11 protein-coding genes are annotated in these 12,469 nt (G+C 63.8%); 5 read left to right on the plus strand and 6 right to left on the minus strand.

Translation table 11 applies throughout. The features are described 5' to 3' along the window. Positions 1 to 41: 41 nt before the first annotated feature. Genes E2K76_RS14375 through hpbA form a run of 5 tightly spaced genes read right to left on the minus strand, consistent with a single transcriptional unit; the run spans position 42 to position 6,412 of the window. Positions 42 to 974 carry an ornithine cyclodeaminase family protein gene (locus E2K76_RS14375; RefSeq protein ID WP_136685050.1) on the minus strand — a complete coding sequence of 311 codons (933 nt, stop codon included), beginning with the start codon at positions 972 to 974 and terminating at the stop codon, positions 42 to 44. A gap of 14 nt (positions 975 to 988) precedes the next feature. Beyond that, positions 989 to 2,644, minus strand: coding sequence for an electron transfer flavoprotein-ubiquinone oxidoreductase (locus E2K76_RS14380; protein ID WP_136685051.1), 1,656 nt, complete (start codon positions 2,642 to 2,644; stop codon positions 989 to 991). Between the two features lie 32 nt (positions 2,645 to 2,676). Beyond that, positions 2,677 to 3,603 (minus strand): electron transfer flavoprotein subunit alpha/FixB family protein, encoded by a 927-nt coding sequence (locus E2K76_RS14385; RefSeq protein WP_136685052.1) that lies wholly within the window; start codon positions 3,601 to 3,603, stop codon positions 2,677 to 2,679. After that, entirely contained in the window at positions 3,603 to 4,361 is a 759-nt protein-coding gene (locus E2K76_RS14390) for an electron transfer flavoprotein subunit beta/FixA family protein (RefSeq protein ID WP_136685053.1), read from the minus strand. Before E2K76_RS14390 ends, E2K76_RS14385 begins: the two co-directional genes overlap by 1 nt. 14 nt (positions 4,362 to 4,375) lie before the next feature. Then, complete coding sequence (gene hpbA, locus E2K76_RS14395; RefSeq protein ID WP_136685054.1) at positions 4,376 to 6,412, minus strand: N-methyl-L-proline N-demethylase HpbA; 2,037 nt, start codon at positions 6,410 to 6,412, stop codon at positions 4,376 to 4,378. 148 nt (positions 6,413 to 6,560) lie between these two features. Here hpbA and E2K76_RS14400 point away from each other — a divergent pair, with 148 nt between their 5' ends. The 5 genes from E2K76_RS14400 to E2K76_RS14420 all read left to right on the plus strand — a co-directional run bounded on the left by E2K76_RS14400 (position 6,561) and on the right by E2K76_RS14420 (position 11,786). Continuing rightward, positions 6,561 to 7,199 carry a TetR/AcrR family transcriptional regulator gene (locus E2K76_RS14400; protein WP_136685055.1) on the plus strand — a complete coding sequence of 213 codons (639 nt, stop codon included), beginning with the start codon at positions 6,561 to 6,563 and terminating at the stop codon, positions 7,197 to 7,199. A gap of 145 nt (positions 7,200 to 7,344) precedes the next feature. After that, a complete protein-coding gene (locus tag E2K76_RS14405; protein ID WP_136685056.1) occupies positions 7,345 to 8,139 on the plus strand; it encodes a pyrroline-5-carboxylate reductase family protein in 795 nt (264 codons plus the stop codon). Between the two features lie 261 nt (positions 8,140 to 8,400). Continuing rightward, entirely contained in the window at positions 8,401 to 9,288 is an 888-nt protein-coding gene (locus E2K76_RS14410) for an ABC transporter permease (RefSeq protein WP_136685057.1), read from the plus strand. After that, positions 9,281 to 10,309 (plus strand): quaternary amine ABC transporter ATP-binding protein, encoded by a 1,029-nt coding sequence (locus tag E2K76_RS14415; protein WP_136685058.1) that lies wholly within the window; start codon positions 9,281 to 9,283, stop codon positions 10,307 to 10,309. Before E2K76_RS14410 ends, E2K76_RS14415 begins: the two co-directional genes overlap by 8 nt. Further along, positions 10,236 to 11,786, plus strand: a complete 1,551-nt coding sequence (locus E2K76_RS14420) for an FAD-dependent oxidoreductase (protein WP_246032974.1) — start codon at positions 10,236 to 10,238, stop codon at positions 11,784 to 11,786. Before E2K76_RS14415 ends, E2K76_RS14420 begins: the two co-directional genes overlap by 74 nt. On the opposite strand, the gene E2K76_RS14425 is transcribed toward E2K76_RS14420, so the two are convergent. Further along, the gene (locus E2K76_RS14425; RefSeq protein ID WP_136685059.1) at positions 11,783 to 12,457 is read right to left on the minus strand and encodes a GntR family transcriptional regulator; all 675 of its coding nucleotides are present in this window, start codon (positions 12,455 to 12,457) and stop codon (positions 11,783 to 11,785) included. The genes E2K76_RS14420 and E2K76_RS14425 overlap by 4 nt on opposite strands. Between the last annotated feature and the right edge of the window lie 12 nt (positions 12,458 to 12,469).

Consider the following 12,469-nt stretch of genomic DNA (forward strand, 5'->3'; position numbering starts at 1 on the left):
GCGGCACGGGTGCGCATTCCAGTTCTCCTTTTCAACAACATTCAGGCGGCGGCGTTGGCGATCCAGATGGCGATCATCAGGTCGAGATGCGCGCCGCCGCCATTCTTGAAGACCGTGATGTCTTCGGGCGACGTCCGGCCCTGCGTGTCGTCGCGGGCAAGGTCGTAAAGATCGCCAAGGACATCCTCGCGCCGGATCGCGCCCGAGGCGATGGGGTCGATCAACTCGCCGATAAGATCGACGGTCGTCTCATAGCTGTCGACGAAGACCCGGCCCTTTGCCATCAGCGCGTCGTCGGCCTCGCGCATCTCGGCGGTATAGGCGCCGATCAGGTCCACATGCGTGCCGGGCTGCACCCATTCGCCAAGGATGACGGGCTGTCTGGCCATGGTGGCGGTGCTGACGATGTCGGCGCGGCCCACCTCGTCGGCCAGATCGTCCGCGACGACCAGCCGCCCGTTCAGATCCCCAAGGCTTGCGACCAGCGCTTCCGCCTGCTCGCGCCGGCGTGCCCAGACCGCGATCCGTTCCAGATCCGGGAAAATCGCGTCATAGGCCCGCACGAGATTGGTCGCGAGCGTGCCCGCACCGACGATCAGAAGGCGGCGGCTGTCCGGGCGAGCCAGAATCTGCGCGCCGAGGACCGAGTCCCCTGCCGTCTTGTATTCCGTGACCAGCGGCGCGTCGATGACCGCGGTCAGATGGCCGTTATCGGCGTCATAGACCAGCATCCCACCCTGAATGCTCGGCAGCCCCTTCTGCGGGTTCGCATCATAGATGGTCACGGCCTTCACGCCGAATCCCAGCCCTTCGATATAGGCGCTGCGGTTCAGCAGCGTGCGGTCCGACGGCCCAAGGAACAGATCGCCCACCTGTGCCTTGGGGCGAAGATGCCCCTGCCGAAGCGACGCAACCGCGCCATGCCAGTCGAGCCGCCCCGCGACGTCTTCATAGCCAATCATCTTCGGTCCCATTCGCGGCTCCTCGGTCACATGTTCGGATAGTTCGGTCCGTCCCCGCCTTGCGGGGTTGTCCAGTCGATATTCTGGGACGGGTCCTTGATGTCGCAGGTCTTGCAATGGACGCAGTTCTGGAAATTGATCTGGAAACGGGGCGTCGGGCCGTCATTGACCACCTCGTAAACGCCTGCCGGGCAATAGCGCTGGGCGGGTTCGGAAAATTGCGGCAGGTTCACGGCGATCGGCACGGCAGGGTCTTTCAGCCGAAGGTGGCAGGGCTGGCTTTCTTCGTGGTTGGTGAAGGAAAAGGCCACGCTCGTCAGCCGGTCGAACGACAGGCGACCATCCGGCCGTGGGTAATCGATGGGGGCGAAGTCGGCCGCCTTGCCGGTCGCGGCGGCATCCGACTTGCCATGATGCCATGTCCCAAGCGGGTTCCACCCGGTCAGGTTCGCAACCCACATGTCGATCCCGCCCAGCATCAGCGACGCGACAAGGCCAAGCCTGGACCATACCGGCTTGACGTTGCGGACCGCGCGCAGGTCCGCGCCGATGGCCCCGCCGCGCACCGCCGCATCGTATTCCGCCAGACGATCGCCCTCGCGGCCCGACGCGATGGCCGCCGCCGCCGCCTCTGCCGCCTCGATCCCGGACATCATCGCGTTGTGATTGCCCTTGATCCGCGGCACGTTCACCATGCCGCCCGAACAGCCCAGAAGGACGCCGCCCTGAAAGGCCAGATCGGGAAGCGCCTGCCACCCCCCCTCGGTGATCGCCCGCGCGCCATAGCTGACGCGCCGCCCACCCTCCAGAAGCTCTGCCACCATCGGATGATGCTTGAACCGCTGGAACTCCATATAGGGATAGAGATGGGGGTTGGCGTAGTTCAGGTGGACGACGAAGCCGACCAGAACCTGATTGTTCTCGAAATGATAGATGAAGCTGCCGCCACCCGCGTTGCGTCCCAGCGGCCATCCCATCGTATGCACGACCCGTCCTTTGCGGAACTTTTCGGGGCGGACTTCCCAGATTTCCTTCATTCCAAGGCCGAACTTCTGCGGGTCATGGCCCTGTGCGAGCTTCAGCGCTGCGATGATCTTCTTGGCCAGCGATCCTCGCGCGCCTTCGGCGATGAACACATACTTGCCGTGCAGTTCCATGCCCGGCTCGTAATTCGGGCCCGGCGTGCCGTCCGATGCCAGCCCCATCTCGCCCGCGACGACGCCTTTGACGCGCCCACCTTCCCAGACGACGCGGCTTGCGGCCATGCCGGGAAAGATCTCGACGCCCAATTCCTCGGCCTGGGTGGCAAGCCAGCGGCAGACGTTGCCCATGCTGACGATGAAATTGCCGTGGTTGTTCATCAGCGGCGGCATCAGCGCGTTCGGAATACGGACCTGCCCCGCCGCGCCCAGCATGAAGAAGTTGTCGTCCACCACCTCGGTCGTGACCGGGGCACCACGATCGCGCCAGTCCGGGATCAGACGGTCCAGCCCGGCGGGGTCCAGAACCGCGCCGGACAGGATATGCGCGCCGACCTCCGATCCCTTTTCCAGCACCACGACCGACAGGTCCGGGTCGATCTGTTTCAGCCGGATCGCCGCCGACAGCCCCGAAGGCCCGGCGCCGACGATCACGACGTCATAGTCCATCGACTCGCGTTCAATCTCGGGATGTCCGCTCATGTGGCTGGCAAAGCTCCGCTGGCAGGCCTGGCTTACAGCTTCTGGGTCAGGTCGGGCAGGATCGTGAACAGATCGCCCACGAGGCTGTAATCGGCAACCTGAAGGATCGGAGCCTCCTCGTCCTTGTTGATGGCGACGATGACCTTGCTGTCCTTCATCCCGGCAAGATGCTGAATCGCGCCAGAGATGCCGACCGCGACGTAAAGGCCGGGTGCCACGACCTTGCCGGTCTGTCCGACCTGCCAGTCGTTGGGCGCGTATCCGGCATCGACCGCCGCGCGCGAGGCGCCCACCGCCGCGCCGAGTTTGTCGGCCAGCGTCTCGATGATGGCGAAATTCTCTTTCGAGCCGACACCGCGCCCGCCGGACACGACCCGCGCCGCCGAGGTCAGCTCCGGCCGGTCGGAGGTCGCGACCTCGTCCGACTGCCAGGATGACAGGGCCGGATCGTCCGCAGACGCGGCATCGGCGATCGTGGCGGTGCCGCCATCGCCCGCGGCGTCGAAGCCTGCGGTGCGGATGGTCAGAACCTTTTGCGCATCGCGCGATCTGACCGTCTGGATCGCGTTGCCGGCATAGACCGGGCGTTCGAACTTTTGCGCGTCGATCACCGCCGACACGTCCGGGATCACCATGACATCCAAAAGCGCCGCCACGCGGGGCATGACGTTCTTGGCGCCTGCTGTCGAGGGTGCCGCGATGTGATCGAACCCCGCGGCAAGCGAGACCAGCAGCGCCGCAACGGGTTCGGCCAGCCCATGGGCATATTGCTCGTGATCGGCCACCAGCACCTGCGCCACCCCGTCGATCGACGCAGCGGCCGTCGCCGCGCCCCGCGCGCCGGTCCCCGCACAAAGCACGGTGATATCGCCCAAGGGGCGCAGTGCCGTCACGGCCTTGGCCGTCGCGTCGCGGTTCAGATCGCCATTCGCGATCTCGCCCAGAAGAAGAACGCCCATCACACCACCCCGATCTCTTTCAACTTGCCGACCAGTTCGTCCACCGAAGCCAGCCGCACACCTGCCGCGCGGCCCTGCGGCTCTCGCGTGGCAAGGATTTCCAGCCGGGGCGCGGGATCGACGCCGTAATCGGCGGCGGTCTTCTCCTCCAGCGGCTTCTTCTTGGCCTTCATGATGTTCGGCAGCGAAGCATAGCGCGGCTCGTTAAGGCGCAGGTCGGTCGTGATCACGGCGGGCAGCGCGACATCGATGGTCTGAAGACCGCCATCGACTTCCCGCGTGACCGTCGCGCGCCCGCCTGCAATCGCGATCTTCGACGCGAAGGTCGCCTGCCCCCAGCCCAGCAAAGCCGCCAGCATCTGGCCCGTCGCGCCCATGTCGCTGTCGATGGCCTGCTTGCCGGCGATGACCAACCCGGCGCCCTGCTCGGCCGCGACGGCGGCAAGGATCTTCGCGATCGCCAGCGGTTCCGTCGTCTGGTGGACGTCATCGGCGGCGACGACCAGAATGGCCCGATCCGCCCCCATCGCCAGCGCCGTCCGCAAGGTTTCCTGCGCCTGCCGGACGCCGATGGAGACGACGATCACCTCCTCGGCGACCCCCTGCTCCTTCAGCCGGATCGCCTCCTCGACCGCGATCTCGTCGAAGGGGTTCATCGACATCTTGACGTCGGCCAGATCGACGCCGGAGCCGTCTGGTTTGACGCGCGGCTTCACGTTGTAGTCGATCACGCGCTTCACCGGCACGAGTATCTTCATGCTCCCCTCCTCCGTTACAGATCCTTGACCAGCCGCAGCGCGTCATAGATCGCGGCATGGGTGTTGCGGGCGGCAACCGCATCGCCGATGCGGAACAGGCGGAACGTGCCTTCCGGGTTGGCGCGCACGTCTTGCAACCGTCCCGAGGTCAGCGCCTCGTAATCGACCTCGCCCAAATTCGACGAACGCGGCTTGAGGTCGAAATAAAGCTCGTCCAGCGGGCGGGTGCCGTGGTTGACGACCACCTGATCGACCAGCCGGTCCCGCGTGACGCCGCCATAGTCGCTGCCAAGCGTCGCGCGAAGCTGGTTGCCGTCGCGCACCACCGACAGCAGACGCCATGTCACGGTAAAGGTCGTGTCCAGCTTTTGCAGGCTGCGCATATACGGCACCAGGTTCATCGCCATCACCTCGGGCGAGAAGGCCCGGTCCGGCGTCACGATCTCGACCTTCGCGCCCGTCGATGCGATCGCATCCGCCGCCTGAAGCGCGGCATGATCGCCCGCATCGTCAAAGATCAGCACGTTCTGGCCGGGCTTCACATCGCCCGAAAGAATGTCCCACGCCGAACAGACCAGATCGTCGCCCGCGCTCAGCACTTCGGTATGGGGCAGACCGCCGGTCGCGATGATGACCTCGTCCGGGTTGGTCGCCAGAACGTCCGCGTCATCCGCGAAGGTGTTGAAGTTGAAGGTCACCCCGTGCTTTTCGCACATCGCCTGACGCCATGCGATGATCGAGATCATCTCGCGGCGGCGTTCCTGCAAGGCCGTCAGCCGGATCTGGCCGCCGGGTTGATCGGCGGCTTCGAACACCGTCACGGCGTGGCCGCGTTCGGCGGCAACCCGCGCCGCTTCCATCCCCGCAGGCCCCGCGCCGACGATGGTGATGCGTTTGCGCGCATCCGCCGCCGGGATGATCTGGGGCATCGTCTCCTCGCGCCCGGTGGCCGCGTTGTGAAGGCAGAACGCAAGGCCACCCTGATAGATGCGGTCGAGGCAGTAGTTCGCGCCGACGCAGGGGCGGATGTCGTCCTCGCGCTTTTCGATGATCTTCCGCACGAGATGCGGATCGGCCATGTGGGCGCGGGTCATGCCCACCATGTCGATCAGGCCCGCAGCGATGGCGTGGCGCGCGGTGGGAACGTCCGGGATCTTGGCGGCATGGAAGGTCGGAAAGTCCGTCGCCTTCTTGATCTGCCCGGCGAATTCAAGATGCGGCGCGTTGCGCATGCCCTGCACCGGGATCACGTCGGTCAGGCCCGCGTCGGTGTCGATATGCCCCCTGACGACGTTCAGGAAGTCCACCAGCCCGCTGTCCTTCAGCTTCTGCGAAATCGCGATGCCGTCCTTCGCATCGAAACCACCCGGCAGATCCTCGTCGCCGGTATAGCGCACGCCAAGCAGGAAATCCTCGCCGCATCGTTCGCGGATGCCGCGCAGGATGTCAAAGGTGAAACGCAGCCGATTGTCGAGATCGCCGCCGTAAGGCCCGTCCAGATCGTTCGTCAGCGGCGACCAGAACTGGTCCATCAGGTGGCCGTAGGCCTGCAGCTCCAACCCGTCCAGGCCGGCCGCCTTCATCCGTTCCGCCGCATCGACATAATCGCCGATGATCCGCTGGATGTCCCAATCTTCCATCTTCTTGGGGAAGGATCGGTGCGCCGCCTCGCGCTCGTGGCTGGGCGAGACGACGGGCAGCCAGTCGGCCTTGTCCCAACGGGTACGGCGGCCAAGGTGGGTCAGCTGAATCATCACGGCCGTGCCGTGATCGTGGCATTCGTCCGTCAGCTTCTTCATCCACCCGACGACCTCGTCCTTCCATGCGAGGATATTGTTAAACACGGGCGGGCTGTCACGCGAAACGGATGCCGAACCGGCGGTCATCGTAAGCGCGACGCCGGCTTTCGCTCGCTCCACATGATAGGCGCGATAGCGATCCTTGGGCATTCCGTCCTCGGGATATGCCGGTTCATGGCTGGTGATCATGATCCGGTTGCGAAGCATGAGATGCTTGAGTTGGAAGGGCTGCAAGAGTGGATCGTTCGACATGAATCTGCCTGTTGCGGTGGAGCGGTGTCGAGCCAACACTCCGCCATAATGTTCACCACTGTCAAATTAAAAATCACAGGTGAACGCTTGAGGCCGCGAAGTGCACATAAGACTTGCGGGCATATTGGGCAGCCGATACCTCTCAGGGATGGATCAGAAAAGTTCTACCGAAACCGGATGGCGCGGATCGCGCGAGGGATGGCTCGACGCGGGCTATAAAGCCTTGATCGAGAACGGTATCGACGCGGTCAAGATCCTGCCTCTGGCCAAGCAGCTGAACCTGTCGCGCACAAGCTTCTATTGGTTCTTCGAGGATCGGGAATCGCTGCTGGCGGCGCTGCTTGACGGTTGGGAAGCCCGCACGACGACGCCGCTCGTCGCGTCCACGACCCAGTATGCCGAAACGCAGACCGAGGCGATGTTCAACGTCATCGGCACGTTCATCGATGCGAAAGCCTTTGATTCCAAGCTGGAATTCGCTGTCCGCAGCTGGGCTTTGCAAGATGACAAGGTTGCCGAACGTGTTCGGCAGGCCGATGTCGTGCGCCTGCAGGCCTTGTCCGAGATGCTGACGCGGTGGGGCCATGATGCCGTTCAGGCCGATGTCAGGGCGCGAACGGTCTATCTTGTCCAGATCGGATACATCTCGATGCAAGTGCAGGAAGATCTGGAGGTCCGGCTTCCAAGGGTCCCGCCATATGTCGAGATCTATACCGGGCAACCTGTGTCCTTGAACGAGATCGCCCGCTTCAACGGCAGATTCGGCAGGGTTTCCACGCTCACCTGACAAAGCACCGGGTTTGGACGCAACTGGCCTTTGCGTGGACGCGTCTGAACCCGCCTCATACAGCAGTGAACATTTTATTGTGCGTATACGATTAATGCGGTAATCCTGCGGGATACGCGGAAGATCGACTGCACGGAGGATGGGCATGAGGGTCGGCATCGCAGGAGGCACCGGATGGCTCGGCTTCGCGCTTGGCCGCCGCTTGCTGGATGATCGGATCGTGGCGCCCTCCGATCTGACGATACTAAATCGCAGCGGGCCGCGCGCCGACTATGCGGGGTATCGGGTGGGATGGGCCGCGGACCCCAAGGATTTGGTGCAGCGCAGCGATATCATCATCCTGTCCATTCGCCCCGAGACGTGGCGGACCTTCGACCTCGACGCCTCCGGAAAGCTCGTGCTGTCCTTCATGGCGGGCATCGATTGCGCCGATCTGGCGCGGTGTAAGGGTCGCATCGTCAGGGCAGTCCCGAACGCCGCCGCCGAGATCGGCGCGTCCTATTCGCCGTGGTATGCTGGCCCGGGAATAACGGACGCTGACAAATCGGCCGTCACAAGGATACTGTCCTCCGTCGGGACTTCGGACGAACTTGAGGACGAAAAGCAGGTCGATGTCATGACCGCCCTGCCGGGATCGGGTGCCGCCTATCCCGCGCTTATGGCCGTTGCCATGTTCGAATACGCAAAATCGCAAGACGTGCCGCCTGACATCGCATGGCGGGCTGCAGAAGGCGCGATCTGCGGCGGCGCAGCCTTGTTGTCGGGGCGCATTTCCAACGCCCCTGCCCTTCTTGCCGCATATCATGACTATCGCGGAACCACGGCGGCAGGTCTTTGCGCCGCCCAAGAATCCGGTTTCGACGCTTCGATAACAAACGCACTGTCCGCCGCGACGCGAAAGGCGCGTGACATGAGCTTTCGCAATCAGTCCGATGACTGACATGCGGGGATAACCCGCACAACGCCGGCAACTGATCGGCAGGACCGCAACGCGGCCAACCACCAACAGGAGAGTTGAGATGAACATGCCAGACCTTGCCATCCCGAGGATACCAGCACCGACCGATCGAAATCGGATCAAGCGCATCGTTTGGGCCGCATCCAGCACTCCCGGCCGCAGGCACGAATGACAGCCTGACGACCGGCGCGCCCGCGCCGTCCTTTTCCTTATGTCGTAGCCATACCCACCAGTGAGGTCGCCATGACTTGGCTTACGGAATTCCCACAGATCGACAACGGCATGCTCCGCGATCTGAAACGCGCCATCGATGATGGTTTCCGCAATTTCTCCCGCTCCTATGGTGACGCGATCGAGGCCGTGTTCGATCCGCTGCGCCACTTCCTGTCCTGGTCGGAAAATCTGCTGACCGATACGCCCTGGCCCATCGTGCTGCTGGTCGTGGGCCTTCTTGCCTGGGGGGCAAGCCGCAGCTTTCGCATCGTCTTCGCCTGTGTCGGCACGCTGTGCCTGATCGGTGCCTTCGGGATGTGGGAGGACACGATGAAGACCATTTCGATGATCCTCACCTCCACGTTGATGGCGATCGCGCTTGGCATTCCGATCGGGGTGCTGATGTCGCGCTCCGACCGGGTTCAGTCCTTCGTCAGCCCGATCCTCGACGTGATGCAGACGATGCCGCCCTTCGTCTATCTCATCCCCGTCGTGATGCTTCTGGGCATCGGCAAGGTTCCCGGCCTCATCGCCGTCGTGATCTATGCGCTGCCGCCCATGATCCGTCTGACCAATCTGGGGATCAGGCAGGTCGACGGCGAAGTGCTCGAGGCGGCGGATGCGTTCGGCTCGTCCCGCTGGCAACGGCTCGTGAAGGCGGAGTTGCCATTGGCCATGCCCACCATCATGGCAGGCATCAACCAGACTATCATGATGGCACTGGCCATGGTCGTCATCGCCTCGATGATCGGTGTGGAAGGCCTCGGGCTGCCGGTCCTTCGCGCCATCTCGAACCAATACTTCACGCTTGGCCTGTTCAACGGACTTGCCATCGTCGGCATCGCGATCCTGTTCGATCGGGTCAGCCAGGCTTTCGGCCACCGTCTTCAAAAGCACCGCGGAGGCCACAATGTCTGATCCGATCGGCATCCAGATCCGCAATCTCTACAAGATCTTCGGCCCGCGCGGGGGCGAGTTCGTCAGCGCCGTGCAGGGCGGCATGTCCAAGCAGGAACTGAACGACAAGCACCGGCACGTCCTTGGCCTGCGCGACATCAACCTCGACATTCCCGCGGGCCGCATTCAGGTGATCATGGGGCTGTCGGGATCGGGCAAATCCACCCTGATCCGCCATATCAACCGCCTGATCGACCCCACCGCGGGTGAGATCATGATCGAAGGGCAGGACGTCGTGCGCATGCCCCCCGCGGCATTGCGAAGCTTCCGTCGCCACAAGACCGCGATGGTGTTCCAGAAATTCGGACTTCTTCCGCACCGCACCGTGCTGAACAACGTCGGATATGGTCTGGAAGTCCAAGGCATGGACGCTGCCGCCCGCAACGAGATCGCCATGCGCTGGATCGAGCGTGTCGGCCTTCGCGGGTTCGAGACGAAATACCCCAGCCAGCTTTCCGGCGGGATGCAGCAGCGCGTCGGACTTGCCCGCGCGCTGACCAACGATGCGCCGATCCTGTTGATGGACGAGGCGTATTCCGCGCTCGACCCGCTGATCCGGTACGACATGCAGACGGTGTTGCTGGACCTGCAAAGCGAGGTCCGCAAGACCATCGTCTTCATCACGCATGATCTGGACGAAGCCCTGCGCATCGGCGACCGGATCGCGCTGCTTCGCGACGGCTCGATCATCCAGCAGGGCACGGGACAGGATATCGTCCTTCGCCCCGCCGACGACTATGTGTCGAACTTCGTGCAGCATGTGGATCGCGGCAAGGTCGTGCAGGTCGGCTCGATCATGGAGCCGATGTCGGCCAGCAACACCAATGGACATGCCATCCCCGAGCATACGACCCTTTCCGAAGCCCTGCGCCAGATGCTGAGCAGCAGGCTTCAGGTGATCGACGTGAATGACATGGCAAATCGCCCGGTCGGACAGCTTTCGCTGGAACGGGCGATCGCGGTTTCGGCAGGCGCAGCCTGAGCCTGCCCGCATGACGAACGTGCGACAAAGCCTCGATGGGCAGTCCTTCGACGTCGTCATCGTCGGCGCGGGGGCGGTAGGCTGCACGACCGCGCGGGAATTGGCCGCGCGCGGATACCGAACGCTCCTTCTGGACCGAGCCGACATCGGCTCGGGAACCTCCTCACGCTCCAGCAGGATGCTGTATTCCGGCCTGGGTTATCTGGCCGTGCGCTATCCCCTTTGGCAGATGGCGCTTCATCCGGTCGATATGATGCGTCGGCTGATCTATGCGCGCGACGTGATGCGCTGCCGCGCCGAACTGGTCGAGACGATGCCGCAGCACCTGACGCGGCACCGTTTCTTCTATCCCTTCCGGCGGGGCGATCGGTATCCGCCTTGGCTGGTCGATATCGGCTTTCGCATGATGGAGATGCTTGGCGGTTGGCGCGTGCCGCTTCATTACCGCCGATCGTCGCGCGCCGAGGCCTCCAGCGGGTTGGTCGATCGCCTCGGTCCGGTGACGGGCATCGGCAGTTTCGATGAATACATGTATGCTTGGCCCGAGCGTACCTGCGTCGATACCGCGTTGGATGCCGAACGCCGGGGTGCCACGATCCGAACCTATACCGCCGTCGTGGGGGTCGAACGCGAGGCATCGGGCTGTACGCTGCGGCTGGAGGATCGAAGCCCGGACCGCGCCGGACCGGCGACCGTATCCGCCAAGATGATCGTGAATGCCGCCGGGCCATGGATAGACCGTATTGCCGGAGATGCGGGCGCCCCGCGCGTCCGGGGTATAAAAGGCGTCAATGTGATGGTGCGCCTGCCCGAAAGCTTTCATGGGCAGGGGCTAGAGGCATTCTCAAGCAAGGGCGAGCCGTTCTACGTCTTCCCGTGGCGCGATCTGCATTTCGTCGGCCCGACGGAAACCGTCGTCACGGATGATCCGGACGACGTCTCGGTGTTGCCCGAGGAGGTGGATTACGTTCTGTCCGAGGCAAATCGGCTGTTCCCCGACCTTCACCTGTCGCGGAACGACGTGGCCCATTGCTGGTGCGGTGTCCGGCCGACCTCCACCATTGATGGCAAGACCACCGCCCTTCCCGTCCGCGTGGTAGAGCGCGACGGATCGCCCGGTTTGATCGCGGTCACGGGTTCGACGATCATGCTTCACCGACACGCCGGACGGCTTGCCGCGCGAGCGGTCGAAAAGCGGCTTGGCAAGAGAGGTGCCGGTCCTTCGGGGTCGATCCCTCTGGGTCCGCCCGACGTGACCGACATCCTGCGCGACGAACATGTCGTCAGGCTGGGTGACCTCGTCCGCCGCAGATTGCCGAACGGGCTGGACCCCGACCTAGGGCGCGATGGGATCGAGGATCTGTCGCACACAGCGGCGGCCGCGCTCGGCTGGTCCGAAACCCGCCGCGCGGCCGAGGTCGCCGAGTTTCTTGCCGACACGGCCAAGATCTATCCAGGGGCCAAGACCCTGCCCTAGAACCGGGCCCCGGGCAGAAAGCGGTGGAGCGATTTGTTCGCACCCATGATGTGGTCATAGGTCAGACGCGAGGCCAGCCCCGCGTCCCCCGCCCGGCACGCATCAAGGATCGCGTGATGTTCCTCGTTCGCGATCCCTTTGCCGACGGACAGCGTCAACTGGATGCGAAGATAGCGTTCCAGCCTGACGTTGATCGTCCGGATCAGTTCGACCAGATAGGGTCGCTGCGCGTCCAGATAGAGGCTGCTGTGGAACTGCCAGTTCAGCGCCGACCACTGCGCCACATCCCCCGCCTCGTCGAAGGCGGCGCAGCAGGCGCTGGCACGCGCAAGGCTTTCGGCGGTCATCATCGGCACCGAAAAGCCAATCGCATTCGATTCGAGGATCGCCCGGGTCTCGAATATCTGCGCGATCTCGGGATCGGAAACCGCACGAACCACGACGCCGCGATTTGGAATGAAGGCGACAAATCCTTCGGCCTCAAGGCGTTTCAGCGCCTCGCGAACCGGGATCTTGCTGACGTTGAACCGGCGCGCCACCTCGTCCTGACGTATCGGCTCCCCATCGTTGAGCGATCCGTCGGCGATCGCACCGCGGATGTAGTTCAGAATCGCGTCAGCCGTGGATGATCCTGCCTCGGGTTCCGGTTTGATGAGCGATTGGGTAGTCATGGGCCAATCCTT

This window comes from Falsirhodobacter xinxiangensis (genome assembly GCF_004959935.1).
Lineage (GTDB): Bacteria > Pseudomonadota > Alphaproteobacteria > Rhodobacterales > Rhodobacteraceae > Falsirhodobacter > Falsirhodobacter xinxiangensis.